Source organism: Caulobacter sp. GW822-FHT01G02 (assembly GCF_058802865.1).
Genome location: NZ_JBXAON010000002.1, coordinates 628209 through 644143, shown reverse-complemented (window position 1 = coordinate 644143; position 15935 = coordinate 628209). Strand labels below are relative to the sequence as shown.

Annotated in this window: 16 protein-coding genes and 1 tRNA gene; 9 read left to right on the top strand and 8 right to left on the bottom strand. The window is 67.3% G+C overall.

Annotated features, from left to right (window positions below):
* Positions 1 to 15: 15 nt before the first annotated feature.
* On the top strand, positions 16 to 981 hold the full coding sequence (locus tag AC1RNC_RS08545; RefSeq protein WP_492885520.1) for a YihY/virulence factor BrkB family protein: 966 nt from the start codon (positions 16 to 18) through the stop codon (positions 979 to 981).
* On the opposite strand, the gene AC1RNC_RS08540 is transcribed toward AC1RNC_RS08545, so the two are convergent.
* The 4 genes from AC1RNC_RS08540 to AC1RNC_RS08525 all read right to left on the bottom strand — a co-directional run bounded on the left by AC1RNC_RS08540 (position 950) and on the right by AC1RNC_RS08525 (position 2945).
* Positions 950 to 1183 (bottom strand): sulfurtransferase TusA family protein, encoded by a 234-nt coding sequence (locus AC1RNC_RS08540; RefSeq protein ID WP_492839269.1) that lies wholly within the window; start codon positions 1181 to 1183, stop codon positions 950 to 952. The two genes, AC1RNC_RS08545 and AC1RNC_RS08540, sit on opposite strands and share 32 nt — an antisense overlap.
* Positions 1176 to 1913, bottom strand: coding sequence for a pseudouridine synthase (locus tag AC1RNC_RS08535; RefSeq protein ID WP_492885321.1), 738 nt, complete (start codon positions 1911 to 1913; stop codon positions 1176 to 1178). Before AC1RNC_RS08535 ends, AC1RNC_RS08540 begins: the two co-directional genes overlap by 8 nt.
* Positions 1910 to 2818 (bottom strand): class I SAM-dependent methyltransferase, encoded by a 909-nt coding sequence (locus AC1RNC_RS08530; protein WP_492885319.1) that lies wholly within the window; start codon positions 2816 to 2818, stop codon positions 1910 to 1912. Before AC1RNC_RS08530 ends, AC1RNC_RS08535 begins: the two co-directional genes overlap by 4 nt.
* A gap of 37 nt (positions 2819 to 2855) precedes the next feature.
* A tRNA-Ser gene (locus AC1RNC_RS08525) sits at positions 2856 to 2945 on the bottom strand.
* 106 nt (positions 2946 to 3051) lie between these two features.
* On the opposite strand from AC1RNC_RS08525, the gene AC1RNC_RS08520 reads away from it, so the two are divergent.
* From AC1RNC_RS08520 to AC1RNC_RS08490, 7 genes are all read left to right on the top strand, one after another.
* Complete coding sequence (locus AC1RNC_RS08520; protein ID WP_492885317.1) at positions 3052 to 4059, top strand: septal ring lytic transglycosylase RlpA family protein; 1008 nt, start codon at positions 3052 to 3054, stop codon at positions 4057 to 4059.
* A gap of 55 nt (positions 4060 to 4114) precedes the next feature.
* Positions 4115 to 4741 carry a dTMP kinase gene (gene tmk / locus AC1RNC_RS08515; protein WP_492885315.1) on the top strand — a complete coding sequence of 209 codons (627 nt, stop codon included), beginning with the start codon at positions 4115 to 4117 and terminating at the stop codon, positions 4739 to 4741.
* Positions 4741 to 5745 carry a DNA polymerase III subunit delta' gene (locus tag AC1RNC_RS08510; RefSeq protein WP_492885313.1) on the top strand — a complete coding sequence of 335 codons (1005 nt, stop codon included), beginning with the start codon at positions 4741 to 4743 and terminating at the stop codon, positions 5743 to 5745. Before tmk ends, AC1RNC_RS08510 begins: the two co-directional genes overlap by 1 nt.
* Positions 5742 to 6530, top strand: coding sequence for a TatD family hydrolase (locus AC1RNC_RS08505; protein ID WP_492885311.1), 789 nt, complete (start codon positions 5742 to 5744; stop codon positions 6528 to 6530). Before AC1RNC_RS08510 ends, AC1RNC_RS08505 begins: the two co-directional genes overlap by 4 nt.
* Positions 6527 to 7339, top strand: a complete 813-nt coding sequence (locus AC1RNC_RS08500) for an MBL fold metallo-hydrolase (RefSeq protein ID WP_492885309.1) — start codon at positions 6527 to 6529, stop codon at positions 7337 to 7339. The genes AC1RNC_RS08505 and AC1RNC_RS08500 overlap by 4 nt, the downstream gene beginning before the upstream one ends.
* A gap of 212 nt (positions 7340 to 7551) precedes the next feature.
* A complete protein-coding gene (locus AC1RNC_RS08495) occupies positions 7552 to 7758 on the top strand; it encodes a hypothetical protein (RefSeq protein ID WP_492839168.1) in 207 nt (68 codons plus the stop codon).
* A gap of 79 nt (positions 7759 to 7837) precedes the next feature.
* Positions 7838 to 8548: a winged helix-turn-helix domain-containing protein gene (locus AC1RNC_RS08490; protein WP_492885307.1), complete on the top strand. Its 711-nt coding sequence runs from the start codon at positions 7838 to 7840 to the stop codon at positions 8546 to 8548.
* Here the strand turns inward: AC1RNC_RS08490 and AC1RNC_RS08485 are convergent.
* Together AC1RNC_RS08485 and AC1RNC_RS08480 are read right to left on the bottom strand one after the other, a co-directional pair.
* Positions 8545 to 9069 (bottom strand): hypothetical protein, encoded by a 525-nt coding sequence (locus AC1RNC_RS08485; protein WP_492885305.1) that lies wholly within the window; start codon positions 9067 to 9069, stop codon positions 8545 to 8547. The genes AC1RNC_RS08490 and AC1RNC_RS08485 overlap by 4 nt on opposite strands.
* A gap of 10 nt (positions 9070 to 9079) precedes the next feature.
* Positions 9080 to 9814 (bottom strand): 2OG-Fe(II) oxygenase family protein, encoded by a 735-nt coding sequence (locus tag AC1RNC_RS08480; RefSeq protein WP_492885303.1) that lies wholly within the window; start codon positions 9812 to 9814, stop codon positions 9080 to 9082.
* A gap of 650 nt (positions 9815 to 10464) precedes the next feature.
* Between AC1RNC_RS08480 and AC1RNC_RS08475 the strand changes: the two genes are divergently transcribed.
* Positions 10465 to 13347 carry a TonB-dependent receptor domain-containing protein gene (locus AC1RNC_RS08475; protein WP_492885518.1) on the top strand — a complete coding sequence of 961 codons (2883 nt, stop codon included), beginning with the start codon at positions 10465 to 10467 and terminating at the stop codon, positions 13345 to 13347.
* A 115-nt stretch (positions 13348 to 13462) separates the two neighbouring features.
* On the opposite strand, the gene AC1RNC_RS08470 is transcribed toward AC1RNC_RS08475, so the two are convergent.
* Together AC1RNC_RS08470 and AC1RNC_RS08465 are read right to left on the bottom strand one after the other, a co-directional pair.
* Positions 13463 to 14956 (bottom strand): putative 2OG-Fe(II) oxygenase, encoded by a 1494-nt coding sequence (locus AC1RNC_RS08470; RefSeq protein ID WP_492885301.1) that lies wholly within the window; start codon positions 14954 to 14956, stop codon positions 13463 to 13465.
* 59 nt (positions 14957 to 15015) lie between these two features.
* Positions 15016 to 15897 (bottom strand): 3-keto-disaccharide hydrolase, encoded by an 882-nt coding sequence (locus AC1RNC_RS08465; protein ID WP_492885299.1) that lies wholly within the window; start codon positions 15895 to 15897, stop codon positions 15016 to 15018.
* Positions 15898 to 15935: the final 38 nt, after the last annotated feature.

Genomic DNA, 15935 nt, shown 5'->3' with positions numbered 1-15935 from the left:
GAGGCCCGCATCGCCATGGTCCGCCGGATGCAAGATCCGCAGCACCACATTCGTTGGCGCGACCTTCAGCTAGATCCGATCCACTGGGTGCGTGAAATCCTCCGCGTTCTGGGCCTGGCCCTGTCGCGCCTATGGGGTCGCGACGTCATGCTGTACGTCGGCGGCGTCTCGTTTTTCGCGCTGCTGGCCGTGTTTCCCGGGCTAGCGATTCTGATCGGCCTCTACAGTTTCTTCCTGACGCCCGAGAGCGCCGCGCGCCAGGCGACCAAGCTGGCCGAACTGATTCCCTCCGGCGCCCGCTCGATGTTCCAGGACGAGCTTTCTCGCCTCGCCCATGCGCCCGGCCAGACCATCTCATTGCAGAGCGGCGTGGTGCTGATCGTCGGCGCCTACGCCGCCCACCGCGGCTTCAAGGCCTTGCTGGCGGGGCTTTCGTTCATCCACGACGAGGAGGACCAGCGCGGCTTCTTCGGCTTCAACCTGATGGCGCTGCTGGTGCTGATGGCCGCCTTCGGACTGCTGTTCTTCATGTCAGGCGTGTTTCTGACCCTGCGCCTGCTGAGCGCGGCTCTGGACCTGAAGCCGTTGGCCGGGGTCTCGTGGATCCAGTCGGAATGGACCTGGGCCAGCTTCGGCATCGTGGTCGGGATGAGTCTGGTCTACCGCTACGCCATGTCGCGCGAGGTCGTGGGCTGGCGCGCCTCGATCTCGGGCGGTGTCGCGGCTGCGGCCCTGTGCGTCTTCATGTCTTGGGCTAGCGCCTTCTATGTCGAGAAGGTCGTCCACCTGGGCGCGACCTACGGCTCGATCTCGGCCGTGATCATCTTCCTGATCTGGCTGTCGTGGAGCGTGAACGCCATCTTCTTCGGCGGCGCCCTGGCCACCGAGGTCGAGATCGCCCTGGACGAACGTCCCCGGGCCCTGCTGGAGGGGCCCAGGGCGATCCCGCTCAAGGCGCCTTCCGAATATGAAAACGGATGACTCCGCCCTCCTGGTCGGTGATCTCCAGCACGCTCGCGCCGATCTGACTGGCGAAGTGCGGGACGTCGATCCGGGCCATAGGATCGGTGGCTAGCAGAACGAGTTCGACGCCCGGCGCAGCGGCCTCGTGAGCCTTGCGCAGCTTCAGGGTCGGAACGGGGCAGTGGTGGCCGCGCGCATCGACCAGGATCGGCTCAGACATCGAAGACAGCCTCGGCCTCGTTGGCCGGCAGGATGCGATACTGGCCGGGCTCCAGGTCGGCCGGCAGGGTGAGGCCGCCGATCCGCTCGCGATGCAGCGTGACCACGTGGTTGCCGACGGCGGCGAACATCCGGCGGACCTGGTGATAGCGGCCCTCGGTGATGGTCAGCCGCGCGGTCTTGTCGTCGATGACGTCCAGCTGGGCCGGCAGCAGCGGCTTTTCCTCGCCTTCGAGCATCAGCGTTCCGGCGGCGAAGATCTCGCCCTCCGGGCCCGTCAGCGCGCGGTCGAGCGTGGTCAGGTAGGTCTTTGGCACGTGCCTCTTGGGCGAGATCACCCGGTGAAGGAAGTCGCCGTCGTCGGTGATCAGGATCAGGCCGCTGGTGTCCTTGTCCAGGCGGCCAACCGTCGACAGGCCGGGATCGCGCAACCGCCAGCGGCGCGGCAGCAGATCGTAGATCTTCTCGCCGTCTTCCTTGTGCGAGCACGTCACACCCAGCGGCTTGTGCATCAGCAGCACCAGCGGGGCCGGCGGATCGACCGCGACGCCGCGAATGGTCATACGCTCGGGCAGCGCAGCGTCGACGGCGATGCGGACCCCGGCGTCCTTCAGGATCTTGCCGTCCAGCACGACCTTGCCGCTGGCGACCAGGGCCTGGACGTCCTTGCGGCTGCCGTAGCCGAGATTGGCCAACAGCCGGTCCAGCCGGGCCATCAGCGCTTTCGTCATTTACGGGCCTCGAAGACCTTGTAGCCGCCGCCCTCGGCGATCAGGCCGACCTTGGCGAAGCTCTCGCCCAGGATCGCCTCGTACGGCAGGTGGCGATTGGCCACCATCCACAGCGCCCCGCCCTTGCGAAGGGCGGCGGCGGCCGAGGCGATGAAGGCCTGGCCCAGGGTCTTGTCCTCGCCGCCGCCATCATGGAACGGCGGATTGCTGACGATAAAGTCGAGATCCTTCAGTTCGGTCTGACGGACGTCACCCCAGACAAACTCGGCGCGCGGGTCGGAGACGTTGCGGCGGGCCACGTCCAGCGCGCGGCGGTCCAGCTCGACCAGGGTCAGCTTGGTGACTTTCGGCGAAGCCAGGACGTTGAGCGCCAGCAGGCCGATGCCCGCGCCGAAATCGGCCCCGGCTCCGGCGAACGGCGGCAGAACCTGGAGCAGGGCGTTGGTGCCGGCGTCCAGGCGATCCCAACTGAACACGCCGGGCTGGGTCCATAGGCCGTTCTCGGAAATCTGGCGCGGGGCTCCGGCGGCGATGGCCTCGGCCAGGCCCTTGATCACGGCGGGGCGGACCACGAGGCAGATGCGGTTGTGGCGACGGGCGCTCTCGCCAACCTCGCAGCCCAGGGCCTCGAGTTCCTTCTTCAGGCGCAGGCCGCCCCGATCTTTCGGGGCGAAGGCGGTCAGGCGGCCGCCCGGGGCCAGGACGCGCAACGCCTGGGCGAGGACAAATCGTCGCTCCACCGCGCCGGCGGGCGCGCGAACGGTCACGGTGGTAAAGGATTCGTCCGGAACCGAGGCGATGTCCCGCGAACCGGCGATCAGCGGCGACAGCTGCGCGGCGTCCGCCGCGGACGGCGCCAGATCATGATCGGCCTGGCCATAGATCGCGGTATTGGAAGCCGACATGCTTGTCCTGAAAGGGTTTTCCGGTCGCCAAGAGTTCTGGCGGGCAGGGTGGGATTCGAACCCACGGTAGACTTTCACCTACGGCGGTTTTCAAGACCGCTGCCTTAAACCACTCGGCCACCTGCCCGGAGCAGGCGGCTATATCAGCGCGTCCGCGCCTTAACCAGACTTCAAAACAAACCGGCGACGATGTGAACTCGGAAGGGGTGTGGGCCCGTCTGGACGACCATTGGATGAACCAGCGTATCGATCAGGTTTGGCGGATTGCGCGCACCCTCGGCCTCATGGCCCTGGCGGCCGCGAGTCTGGCCGCCTGCGCCACGCCCAAGTACGGCGTCGGCAAGTCCGGTTACACGGCCAGCGCCCGCAATGACACCACGCGCGGTTCGTCGCCGCGCTCCGGCTCCACGGTCGGCCGCGACGGCAAGCCTTTGCGCGGCACGGAAAAGCCCTATCAGATCAATGGCGTCTGGTACTATCCGCGCCAGGACAAGGACTACAACGTCGTCGGCGTCGGCTCCTGGTACGGCGAGCAGTTTCACAACCGCCGCACCGCCAATGGCGAGATGTTCGACATGGATGTCCCGTCGGCCGCTCATAAGACCCTGCCGCTGCCCAGCCTGGTTGAGGTGACCAACCTCGACAACGGCAAGAAGATGATCGTGCGGGTCAACGACCGCGGGCCGTTCGTCGGCGATCGCGTCATCGACCTGTCCAAGGCCGCCGCCCAGCAACTGGGCTACTATCGCCAGGGCGTGGCCCGCGTGCGGGTGAAGTACGTCGGCCCGGCGTCCAGGAACGCCTTCGACGGCCCGCGCCAGTACGCTGTCACGCAAGCTCCGCCTCCGCCGCGCGAGCGCAGCTTCGACGATATCAAGGAACCGATTCAGCGCGTGCAGATCATCCCGTCGCGCCAGCCCGATCCGGACTGGAGCGCGCCGATCCAGCAATCCGCGCCGCAGATCAATCCGCCCGACCGGGTCCCCGATCGCGTCTATGCCTCGGCCGCCAAGTCCGGCTTCCGGGTTCAGGCCGGCTCGTTCTCCAGCCGCGAGAACGCCGAGAGGGCCGTGCGTCAGCTTTCGGGCGCCGGCCAGGCCCAGATCGACGCGATCGAGCGGGCCAGCGGCACGCTTTACCGCGTCACGGTCTCGGCCGGCCCGAACGAGGGCGAGGCCTGGAGCCTGCGCCAGCGGGTCGAGTCACTGGGCTATCAGGGCGCCACGGTCCTTCGTCCGTAACAAGGGGGCGTAAGCGCCTCTGGACAAGCCTCGGAAACCGGTCGAATGAGGCCGGGTGACCCAGGGTTCTTTCATCAGTTTCGAAGGCGGGGAGGGGGCGGGCAAGTCCACCCAGATCCGCCGCCTGGCCGAGCGGCTGCGCGCGGCCGGCCATGACGTCGTCGTCACCCGTGAGCCGGGCGGCAGCCCGGGCGCCGAAGCTATCCGGGAGTTGCTGGTCAACGGCGCGGCCGACCGCTGGTCGCCAGTCACCGAGACCCTGTTGATGTACGCATCGCGTCGCGACCACCTGGAGCGGGTGATCCGTCCGGCGCTGGCCGAAGGCAAGGTCGTGCTGTGCGACCGCTTCGCCGATTCCACGCGGGCCTATCAGGGCGCGGGCGGCGACGCGCCGGCCAGCCTGATCGCGGCGCTGGAGGATCACGTTCTGAACGGCACGATCCCGACCCTGACCCTGATCCTGGATCTGCCGGCCGAGGTCGGCTTGAGCCGGGCCGAGGCGCGGGGCGGGGCGGCGCGGTTCGAGTCCAAGGGTCTCGACTTCCACCAGCGTCTGCGCGCCGGCTATCTGGAGATCGCCCGCCGCGAACCCGAGCGCTGCGTCGTCATCGACGCCGACGCCGAACTGGACGCGGTGACCGCCGCGATCAGCGAGGCCGTGGCCCAACGGCTGGCGCTCTGATGACCCCGGCCCATCCGCGCGACGTGTACGGCCTGGAGGGCCAGTCCGCCGCCGAGGCCGCGTTCCTCGACGCCCTGGATCGTGGCCGGCTGCACCACGCCTGGCTGCTGACCGGCCCGGAGGGCGTGGGCAAGGCGACCCTGGCCTATCGCATGGCCCGCCGCCTGCTGGGCGCGAAGCCCGATCCGTCCATGGGGCTGCTGGGCGCCGCGCCTTCCGACGTGGTCAGCCGCCAGGTCGCCGCCCGCTCGCATCCCGACCTGATGGTGCTGGAGCGGCTGACCGACGACGGCAAGGCAAGGAAATCGATCCCGGTCGACGAAGCCCGCCAGTTGCCGGAGTTCTTCTCCACGACGCCGGCCATTTCGCCCTATCGGGTGGCGATCATCGACGCGGCCGACGATCTCAACGTCAACGCCGCCAACGCGGTGCTGAAGACGCTGGAGGAGCCGCCGCCGCGCGGGGTGATCCTGCTGATCAGCCATGCGCCCGGTAAGCTCCTGCCCACCATCCGCTCGCGCTGCCGCCGCCTGGCCGTGCCCGCGCCGGGCGTGCGGGCCGCCGCCGAGATGGTCGAGCGCATGGCGGATGTCTCCGGGCGCGACGCCGAACGCCTGGCCCGCATGGCCCACGGCGCGCCAGGCAAGGCGCTGCAACTGGCCGCCGCCAAGGCCATCGAGATGGACGACGCGGCCAACGAGATTCTGCGCGGCCTGCCCAAGCTGGACGAAGGCGCGCTCTTGGCCCTGACCGACACCTTCCGCGGCGCCGAGGGCGCGGCGCGGTTCGAACTCCTGATGGACCGCATGGCCGATCAGGTGCGGATCTTCGCCACCCAAGTCGCGGCCGACGGCAAGAACTCGCCCGGGCTCGACCGTTGGGCGGTCGCGTGGGAGCGGCTGTCCAATGCGCCGGGTGAGGCCGAGGCCGTGAACCTCGACCGCGCCGATGTGTTCTGGAGCGTCATCTCGGACTTGCGCGCGGCGGCCAAGACGGCGATTTGAGCGGCATGCTCATCGACAGCCACGTGAATCTCCACGCGCCTCAGTTCGCCGAGGACAAGGACGCCGTCATCGCCCGCGCCCGCGAGGCGGGCGTCGCCCTGATGGTCACCATCTGCGATAAGGTTTCGTCCTTCGAGGCCGTCCACGCCATCGCCATGGCCGAGCCGGATGTCTGGTGCACGGTCGGCACGCACCCGCATGAAGCCAAGGAAGACCCCGGCCTGACCGCCGCGCGCCTGGTCGAACTGGCCCAGCGTCCGCGCGTCATCGGCATCGGCGAATGCGGTCTGGATTTCCACTACGATCTGTCGCCGCGCGAGGTGCAGGCCCAGGTGTTCCGCCAGCACTGCATCGCCGCGCGCGAGAGCGGCCTGCCGCTGGTGGTTCACACCCGCGAGGCCGACGATGTGATGGGTCAGATCCTCGAGGAGGAGCACGCGGCCGGGCCATTCAAGATCCTGATGCACTGCTACACCAGCGGTCCGGCCCTGGCGGCTCGCGCCATCGCGCTGGGCGCCTGGTTCTCGGTGTCGGGCATCGCCACCTTCAAGGCGGCCGAGGACGTGCGCGAGGTGATCCGCGACATGCCCGCCGACCGGATCATCGTCGAGACCGACTGCCCGTACCTGGCCCCCGTACCGATGCGCGGCCGCCGCAATGAGCCGGCCTATCTGCCGCATATCTACGACAAGCTGGCCGAAATCCGGGGCTGGAGCCGAGCCGACACGGAGGCCCGCACCGAGGACGCCTTCTTCAACCTCTTCGACAGGATCCCCCGTCCATGACCGGCCCGCTGGAGTTCACCATCCTGGGCTCCGGCTCGTCCGGCGGCGTTCCGCGCGCCGACGGCAATTGGGGCGACTGTGATCCGGCCGAGCTCAAGAACCACCGCTCGCGTTGTTCGCTGCTCGTGCGGAGGAAGGGCGAGGACGAGGGCGGGGCGCTCCACGAGACCACGGTCGTTGTCGACACCTCGCCGGACCTGCGCCTGCAGGCCGCGAAGGCGGGGGTGAAGCGGGTCGACGCGGCGCTGTTCACGCACGATCACGCCGACCAGGCCCACGGCATCGACGACCTGCGACCGTTCTTCCTCAATCAGCGGGTCCGCATCCCGACCTGGATGGACCAGGCCACGCACGACGGCCTGCTGACGCGGTTCGAGTACATCTTCAAGACGCGCGGCGGCTATCCGGCCATCCTAGAACCCCGCCTGATCCCGCCGCTGGGCGAGGATTTCCAGATCGACGGCCCCAGCGGCTCGATCCCCGTCCACACCTTTGACGTGGACCACGGCGAGATCCGCGCGGTCGGCTATCGCTTCGGCGGGGTGGCCTACACCCCGGATGTCCGCGCCATTCCCGACGGAAGCTGGGCCGACCTGGCCGATCTCGACGTCTGGATCGTCGACGCCCTGCGCTGGACCCCGCATCCGACCCATGCCCACGTCGAGCTGGCCCTGGAATGGATCGCCAAGGTCAGGCCGAAGCGGGCCATCCTGACCAATCTGCACATCGACCTCGACTACAACGCCCTGACCGCGCGCCTGCCGCCGGGCGTCGAGGCCGGCTATGACGGCTTGCGGTTCACGCTCTAGGCAACTTTTCGGAGCGCCGCGGAGTTCTCTAGCCGCGCCGCTTCAAGGCGCCGTTCGCGTTTTAGGCGGCGCTGCGCTCGCATCTTCGCAACTTTTGCCGAGTTTGGCGAAAACTTGGCTTCACGTAACAGCGTTGAAATAAGCTTGTCCAACAACACCGTCATAGGGACGCGGTAGAGTCATTCTCCCGTGCGTCACCGACCAGACCTCCCATGGCTGAAACCGTCACCATTTCCCGAGAAGTCTTCCAGCGCCTCCGCTCGCGCCTGCCGGCGGTGACGCGCGAGCACCTGTTCGATTGCTACGCCATCAGCGAAACCACCTGGACCAAGCTGCGCGACGGCAAGCCGGTGAAGCGCTCGACCCTCGAGCGCATCCTGGCCAAGCTGGCGCTGCTCGACGCCCGAGTGGCGGCCTGATCCGCGACGATCCGGCCCCCTAACCTCATCAGTCCGCTCAAGGTCGTCGCCTCTCCGCGTGATCTGCTATGAGCGCTTCATGAGCTCCCTTGCGACCGGCGCGCGCCAACGCATCCTCGTCATCGACGACGAGCCGCAGATCCATCGCTTCCTAGGCCCGGCCCTGGATGCGGCGGGCTACGAGCCGCTACGCGCCGACGGCGGCCAGGAAGGCCTGCGCGCCATCGCCCTGTGGTCGCCCGACGCCGTGGTGCTGGACCTCGGCTTGCCCGACATGGACGGCAAGGATGTGCTGGAGAAGGCCAGGGCGTTCTACGACGGTCCGATCCTGATCCTGTCGGCCCGCGACCGCGAGATCGAGAAGATCGAGGCGCTGGATCGCGGCGCCAACGACTATGTCGAGAAGCCCTTCGGCGTGGGAGAGCTGCTGGCCCGGCTGCGCGCGGCGATGCGCCAGTCCGGTCGCGCCCAGGCGCCCAGTGGGCCGATCCGCGCCGGCGACATCGAGATCGACCTGGAGAAGCGTCGCGTCACCCGCGCGGGCGAGGCCGTGAAGCTGTCGCCGCGCGAATACGACGTCCTGATCCGCCTGGCGCTGGGTCATGGCAAGGTGCTGACCCACAAGGAACTGCTGACCGCCGTCTGGGGCCCCGCGCATGCACGGGACACCCAGTACCTGCGCGTCTTCGTCGGCCAACTGCGCCAGAAGCTGGAGGCCGACCCGGCGTCGCCCAAGCTGCTGCGGACCGAGCCGGGCGTCGGCTACCGATTCGCCGACGACGCGAGTTAACGCCCACCGACCTCCATGCGACGCACGCGGATGGCCGGCTGGCTGCCGATCTTCATCATGTAGCTGCCCATGGCCGCCTTGCGGACCTCGATCATGTCGCCGGCCTTGGGCGGCTTGCCCAGCATGGTGTCGTCGATCTGGCGCCAGACCGCGCCGTCCTCCAGCGTGACGACCAGCCGTTGCTCGGCGTCGACCCTGGCGCTCTTGACCATCGACTGCAGCTTCTCGGTCTCGGCCTTGTCGGCGCCCTTGTCGAGGATGGACAGCGTCGGCAGCTCCAGCCCGAAGGCCTGGCGCCGCGCGGCGCGGGCGGTCTGCTTGTCGATGATGATGACCTCGCCGGTTTCCTGGGCCTTGGTCACCGACTGGGCGGCCTTGTCGTAGCAGGCCAACCGCTCGGCGTCGGTGGTGATGGCGCGGCAGGCCTTCAGCGCCGCGATGACCGCCGGCTCGGCGGGCTCGGCGGCGAAAGCGGGAGCGGCGGCGAGAGCGATCGCGGCGGCGAGCAACAGCTTGGTCATCTCGAACTCCTTATGCGGCTTGCTGGGCGTCGCCCAGCAGCCATCCAGTCAGCGACATCCGCTTGGCGTCGGCATACGAGGCGACCTGGGCCACCGAATGGGCGGCGGGCACCTTGAACAAGGTCAGTACGTTGAACTCCGGCTTGAAGCCGCGCGTGACGTTGCCATCGGCGTCATGGAAGAGAAGTTGGCCGCCCCAGTCGGCGCGCCACTTCCGGGTGAAGCCCAAGGTGAAGGCGGCCAGGCGCGTATCCTTGCGGTGGCGGTCGTCGTGCAGCGTCAGGAAATCGCCGGGGCGATAGTAGGACGCCTGGATCCGGACGCCCGTCACGGCCGGCGCGCCGATCACGCGGCGGCCGAAATCGAGAAAGTCCTCGCTCTGCAGGAACTGCGTCGCGCGATGGATCGGCGCTTCTGGAGCGCGCAGATATTCGTCCTGCATGGCATAGGACAGGTGCACGAAGGAAAAGCCCGTCGCGGCGCGCTTGATCGCCCCTTGCAGGAACTGTCGGACCTGGGCCTCGCCGAACTTCTTGATCACGTCGGGAGTGATGACCAGCGTCTCCGACGTCTCGTCGGGCGCGACGATGTTCCAGGTCAGGCCTTCCATCGCTCCGGCGACCGCCTCGGCGTCGGCCGGAACCAGGAAGACCGGAATCTGCACATAGCCTTCCCGCGCGAACCGCTTCGCGAACGTCTCGATCGGCAAGTCGCTGTTGATTCTGAGGGGAGGGTGCGCGGGCATGCGGGACTCGTCGGTGCGGGATCGCGAGCATGGATTTGCTCGGATTTTATTCAAGCGGTGCTTTTCGTTCCCGTGCAACTGCCGCTGTGGCTTAAATCGCCAGTACCTGGGGCGACTTGTCGCGGACCTGCGCGCCATTCAAGTCGAGAAGTGAATATTATCGCACGGAAGGCCCCGTCATCGCCCCTAGGCCAGCATACCGACGCCTCGAACTGAGTTTATGAAAGAATATTTTCCTCCCGCTCGTTGGGGGGCGAACTGTATCGGCGTCGTCACTGCACTGAGGCGAAGTCATCTCTGGGTGGTTGATTACTTCGTATATAATCTACAGCATTGCGGATTTGCAAAGAAGCTGGCTGCATCCATCCCCTTGAAAACGCACAGTCTTGACCGCATCGATGCCGGGGCTTGTGTCAGGTGCGTTACATTTGGGTAACAGGTGGAAATTTCCTGGGCATTCGCGCCTTCTGGCTGATTGACCAGAGGTCGTCCAATTCCACTCTTGCCCGCAAAACCCGGTTCCAGGGGGGACAGGGGGAGCGCCGCATGCTCATCCGCAGAGCTCGGCGTATAGGTTTTGGAGGTGGAATTTGTTTAGTGTAACCACTCGTAGAAAGCGCCTGCTGGCGTCTTCGATCCTCTGCGGCTTCATGCTGCCGGCCGCCGGCGCCTGGGCGCAGCAAGCGGCCGCGCCGAGCGACTCCGCTCAGGTCGAAGAGATCGTCGTCACCGGTTCGCGCATCGCGCGTCCGGACCTGACGTCCTCGAGCCCGATCGCTCAAGTCGGCGCCGCCGAACTGAAGCAGTCGGGCGTGGTGAACACCGAAAACCTGCTGAACACTCTGCCGCAGGCCGTTCCGGGCATCACCTCGAACGTCAACAACGGCAGCAACGGCACGGCCACGGTCGACCTGCGCGGCCTCGGCTCTAACCGCACCTTGGTGCTGGTGGACGGCAAGCGCCAGACCCCGACCAGTTCGAGCGGCACCGTCGACCTGAACCTGATCCCGACCGCCCTGATCAAGGCCATCGACGTCGTGTCGGGCGGCGGCTCGGCCGTTTACGGTTCGGACGCCGTCGCCGGCGTGGTCAACTTCATCATGAAGAACGACTTCGAGGGCCTTGAGTTCTCGGCTGGCTACCAGCAGACCGACAAGGGGGAGGCCCCGATCTACACGGCGGACCTCACGATGGGCGCCAACTTCGCCGATCGGAAGGGCAACGTCGTTCTGAGCCTGGGCTACAACAAGCGCGAAGCCCTGACTCAGGGCGAGCGCGGCGGTATGCTGGCCAGCGCCTGGGGTGACAACGCCGCTCGCACCGGCTTCGTGCCCTCGGGCTCGGGCTCGATGGAGCCGGGCCGCGTCGATCCGTTCGTGTCTGGCAAGTTCGTGACCCTGCCCGGCGTCACCAACAGCGCCGCCAACTCGGCCTACTTCCTGCCGACCGGCGACGTCCGCCTGTATGACCAGAACACCGACACCTACAACTTCGCGCCGGTCAACTATCTGCAGACCCCGCAAGAGCGCTTCTCGGTCACGTCGCTGGCCAGCTACGAGATCAAGCCGGGCCTGACCGCCTACGCCAAGGGTAACTTCGTCAACTCGAAGGTCGTCACCCAACTGGCCCCGACCCCGGTCGGCAGCCGCATCTTCCGCTTCTCGCTGGACAACAACCCGTTCCTGACTGCGGCCTCCAAGACCGCCCTGAACAGCCTGGGTTCGAGCTTGAGCTATTCGATCCCCACCTCCAGCCCGTGGGCGACCGGCACCTACACCGACGTCGACACCGACGGCGACGGCCTCTACGACACCGTCACCGGCGTGTTCAACAAGCGCCTCAGCGACGTTGGCCCGCGTGTCTCGTCGTTCAACTTCTCGGGCTTCCAGATGCAACTGGGCCTGAAGGGCGACATCGAGGCCATCAACGGCGGTTTCGATCTTTACTATCAATACGGCAACACCCACGGCAGCAATACGCTGCTGGGCGACACCAGCCTGGCCCGCATCCAGCAGGGCTTGCTGCTGAACTCGACCGGCACCGCCTGCGCGGATCCGTCGGGCGGCTGCGTGCCGGTGAACATCTTCGGTCAAGGCACCATGTCGCCGGCCGCGGCCGAGTTCATCAAGACGCGCATCAACTCGGCGCAGGACTATGAGCAGCAGTACGGCGGCTTCAACATCAACGGTGACACGGCCAACCAATTCTCGCTGCCAGCCGGTCCGATCGGCTTCGCCGTCGGCTTCGAGTATCGCGCCGAGGATTTCGCCTTCAACCCCAGCCAGGACCTGGCCACTGGCAACCTTACGGGCTTCAACGCTAGCCCGCCGGTTTCCGGTCGCTTCGACGTCTACGAAGGCTACGCAGAACTGCTCGTCCCGCTGCTGAAGGACCTGCCGCTCATCAAGTCCCTGGACCTGGAGCTGGCTGGCCGCACCTCGGACTACACGGGCCAACCGCACCCGGTGAAGACCTATAAGGTCGCCGGTTCGTGGAAGGTGTTCGACGACCTGATGCTGCGCGCCTCGTACAACAAGGCGATCCGCGCCCCGTCGATCGGCGAACTGTACGCCCCGCAGGGCAACAGCTTCCCGACCTCCACCGACCCGTGCTCGGCTCGAGGCGCGCCGAACGCCGCGGTCCGTCAGGCCTGCATCAACTCGGGCGTGTCGGCCAGCGTCGTTGGTCTGATCAACGCCAACCAGCAAACCCAGACCCTGACGGGCGGCAACCCGAACCTGCGTCCGGAACAAGGCAAGACGCTGACCCTCGGCGCGGTCTACACCCCGTCGTGGATTTCGGGCCTGTCGTTCACCCTTGATTTCTACAACATCAAGGTGAACAACGCGATCGACACCTTCGGTGGCGGCACCGCCAACCTGATGAACGTCTGCTACGGCCCGCTGGTCAACGGCAACCCGAACTCGCCGTACTGCAAGGCCATCGTTCGCTTGGCCAACGGCTCGATCGACTACGTGGTTTCGACCAACCAGAACGTCGCCGCGCGTGAAGTGGAAGGTCTCGACCTTGGCGTGACCTATAAGACCTCGCTTGAAAACCTGGGTCTGCCGGACTGGGGTACGCTGGCGATCCGCTCGCTGTACACCAACACGTGGCTGTACACGATCACGCCGGACGAGATCTCCGCCCCGGTCAAGTGCGCCGACAAGTTCGGTAACCGCTGCCGTGGCTTCGGCGTCAACCCGATCCCGCGTCATAAGCTGCGGACCGCCGCCAACTGGCGCTTCAACAATGTTGGCGTCAACCTGGTGTGGAGCCACCTGGACGACGTGATCGACGACGCGCCGACGACCAAGTACACGGTCGAGCGTATCGGCGCGAAGAACTACTGGGATCTGTCGGCTGACTGGAACCTCAACGACAACGTCGCCTTCACCGCTGGTGTTCGGAACCTGACCCAGGAATCCTATCCGATCCTGGGCGGCAACGCCTCTCCGTCGAACAGCGGCTATCCGGCCGTTTACGACGTGATGGGCCGGATGTTCTTCCTGAACGCTCGCCTGCGCTACTAAGAGACCCGAACCTCTCCGGCGCTTCCGCGTCGGGGAGGGGATTTCTTCGGAAAAGGCCCGCCTCGATCACTCGGGGCGGGCCTTTTTTGTTCTGTTTCAGCGTCTTGGCGAAACCTCAACGGGGCGTGACGTCGAAGGCCACGGTCAGGCGGTGCCCGGGGTCGGAGAACGGTCGGGTCCCATGCCAGAAGCATGAGGGGAACAGCACCAGCGTCCCGCGCTCGGGCTTGACCATGTGCTCGGCGGGCAGGGCGGGAGAGGTCCCGCATCCCGGCCGGCCGAACTGCAGCCAGCCCTCGCGCGCCTCGCCGTCATCAACGACGGCCGGCAGGTCCAGATAGAAGGCCGAGGAAATCCAGCCCTTGGGATGGACATGATCGGCGTGGAAGCCGTCGGAGCGCAGGCGCACCGACCAGCCGCCGGCGAAGTCGAAGGCCGCCGAGCGTCGGTTCCGGATCGGATCCTCGCCTGGCCCGAGATCCTCGATATAGCGCGCCACGGCCTTGCGGGCCGAGGCGAAGAAGGCTCGCACCAGCGGATCCGCCGAACGGTCCAGCGACGGAACCTGCGTGCCGCCGCGCAGGGACTGCTGCAGCGGATGGGTCTTGAGGTCGTGTAGCTCCAGCAGCCGGGCGCGCAACGCCTCCAGGAAGGTCTCCAGGTCGCTCCACCCGTCCGGCGTCTCCAGGCGATAGGCGCGCACGAACTGATCGTAGTCGCCAAACGGCGCCAGGCGAGGATCCCGCGTCAGCCGCCAGGCGGTGTTGCGCAGGGCCAGGGCGTACTGGTCCTGGGGCGTGGCCGCGACCAGACGCTCGGCGGTCTCGGCGGCCGCCCGAGCCTGGCCGTTCGCCAGCAAGGCCTCGCAGAGCACGGCGTGGACCTCCGGCGCGGCGGGCGCCAGGCGCTGGGCCGCCTCGGCATGGGCGAGCATGCGGCCGGCGTCGTCGACCGCGCCGGCCGCGCGCGCGGCCGCCAGCCGCAGCAGAACATCGTTTGGCGAGGTCCTCAGCGCCTTCGCCAGCGTGGTGTCGGCCGCCGCGTGATCGCCGGCGAAGGTCAGCACGGTGCTCTTGATCAGCCACAGGCCGGCATCGTCGGGATGCTGCCGTAGCACGGCCTCCAGCACGGCCAGAGCCTCGTGCTGTCTTCCCGAGCGCATCCAGCGCAGCTGAGCCAGGTCCAGATGCGCGGCCGCATAGTTGGCCCGGCGCGCCAGGGCCGCCATGAAAGCCTGTTCGGCGTCATCGTAGCGGCGCAGGCCTTGCAGCGCCTTGCCCAGCACCAGCCAGACCTCCGGAGCGTCCAGACCCAGAGAAAGGGTCCGCCGCGCGGCGGCTTCAGCCTCGGCGTCGATGTTCAGGTCGCCCAGCGTGGCGGCCAGATTGTACCAGGCGAAGCGATCGGTCGGCGCCCGCTTCACGGCGCGCCGGTTGAACGCCACGGCGTCGTCGACCCGACCCAGGGCCTTCAGCGCCGCGGCGTGCGCCATCAGCAGGCTCGGCGTCGCGCCGCCGGTCTGGGCCGAGCGTTCAGTGAGGCTCAGCGCTTCAGCCGCTCGGCCGTGATCGATGAGGGTCCAGGCGTTCTGCGTGAGCGAGTCGGTCATGGGGCGCGGCGAATGACGAAGAGCCCGATCCTAGAAAGACGCAGGGTCCATTCATAGGACTATCGCGGCGCGCCGACCGTCACTTTCGGAAGCGTGGTGATCGGCTCCAGCACGATGTCGCGGAAGAAGGTCTCCGCGCCCTCCGACTGCAACTGGATCGCGCCGTGGGTCAGGGGCAGGCCATTGGCCTTCAGGTCGCGGACCCCCATGACCGGAACGCCGTTGACGACATGGACGGCGCGATCGCCCAGCACATAGAGATCCAGGGTGTTCCACTGGCCGGCCGGCTTCTCGGCGTCGCTGTAAGCCTCGATATTCCAGTTCGCCGCGCCGCCCTTGGCGGTGACCGCTCGGCCCTTCGGCGAAAAGCGCAGGTTGGGCTTGATCAGGCTGGGGTCGTCGACCGCGTCGGCGACGACGCTGATCGCCTCGCCGACCGGCACCACCATGCCGATCGAGCCGGTCATGATCTCGAACTCGACCGCCTGGCTCCAGGTGCCCCACACGACGCCCGGCGCGCCGTGCGAATGGTAGAGCAGGCCATTGTTCGGCGCCTGCGTCTCGCGCGGCGGCCAGCGGCCGGGCCCCCACTTGTATTGCAGGCGCAGGTGATAGTCCCGGAAGTCGCCCGTATGGACGAGGCTGCCCCAGGTCTTGCCGTTGACATAGATCGCCGGACGGCCGTCCTCGACCACGACCTTGAAGATCTCGCTGCTCAGCGGCGTCTGCCCGAGCGGCGCCAAGGCGGGGCGCTTGTAGGTCAGGGCCGGATCGGCATAGCCGAGCCACGGGCGCCAGTCGTTCAGGTCCTTGCCGTTGAACAACGTCGTCGCCGGCCCTGAGGCCTCGGGGATTTCGCCGAGCGCCAAGGACGGACGTGTCTCCGCCAGCGCCGAGGACGCGGCGGCCAGTAACGCCATGAAGGCCAGGGTCTTGATCATGTGGTCCTCCCGCGATCCCGCCCCCAGTCGCCGATTGT

Coding starts and splice junctions, on each gene's coding strand:
- AC1RNC_RS08545 (WP_492885520.1), top strand. CDS start 16: ATGGTCCGCCGGATGCAAGATCCGCAGCACCACATTCGTTGGCGCGAC.
- AC1RNC_RS08540 (WP_492839269.1), bottom strand. CDS start 1,183: ATGTCTGAGCCGATCCTGGTCGATGCGCGCGGCCACCACTGCCCCGTT.
- AC1RNC_RS08535 (WP_492885321.1), bottom strand. CDS start 1,913: ATGACGAAAGCGCTGATGGCCCGGCTGGACCGGCTGTTGGCCAATCTC.
- AC1RNC_RS08530 (WP_492885319.1), bottom strand. CDS start 2,818: ATGTCGGCTTCCAATACCGCGATCTATGGCCAGGCCGATCATGATCTG.
- AC1RNC_RS08520 (WP_492885317.1), top strand. CDS start 3,052: ATGAACCAGCGTATCGATCAGGTTTGGCGGATTGCGCGCACCCTCGGC.
- AC1RNC_RS08510 (WP_492885313.1), top strand. CDS start 4,741: ATGACCCCGGCCCATCCGCGCGACGTGTACGGCCTGGAGGGCCAGTCC.
- AC1RNC_RS08500 (WP_492885309.1), top strand. CDS start 6,527: ATGACCGGCCCGCTGGAGTTCACCATCCTGGGCTCCGGCTCGTCCGGC.
- AC1RNC_RS08495 (WP_492839168.1), top strand. CDS start 7,552: ATGGCTGAAACCGTCACCATTTCCCGAGAAGTCTTCCAGCGCCTCCGC.
- AC1RNC_RS08490 (WP_492885307.1), top strand. CDS start 7,838: ATGAGCTCCCTTGCGACCGGCGCGCGCCAACGCATCCTCGTCATCGAC.
- AC1RNC_RS08485 (WP_492885305.1), bottom strand. CDS start 9,069: ATGACCAAGCTGTTGCTCGCCGCCGCGATCGCTCTCGCCGCCGCTCCC.
- AC1RNC_RS08480 (WP_492885303.1), bottom strand. CDS start 9,814: ATGCCCGCGCACCCTCCCCTCAGAATCAACAGCGACTTGCCGATCGAG.
- AC1RNC_RS08475 (WP_492885518.1), top strand. CDS start 10,465: ATGCTGCCGGCCGCCGGCGCCTGGGCGCAGCAAGCGGCCGCGCCGAGC.
- AC1RNC_RS08470 (WP_492885301.1), bottom strand. CDS start 14,956: ATGACCGACTCGCTCACGCAGAACGCCTGGACCCTCATCGATCACGGC.
- AC1RNC_RS08465 (WP_492885299.1), bottom strand. CDS start 15,897: ATGATCAAGACCCTGGCCTTCATGGCGTTACTGGCCGCCGCGTCCTCG.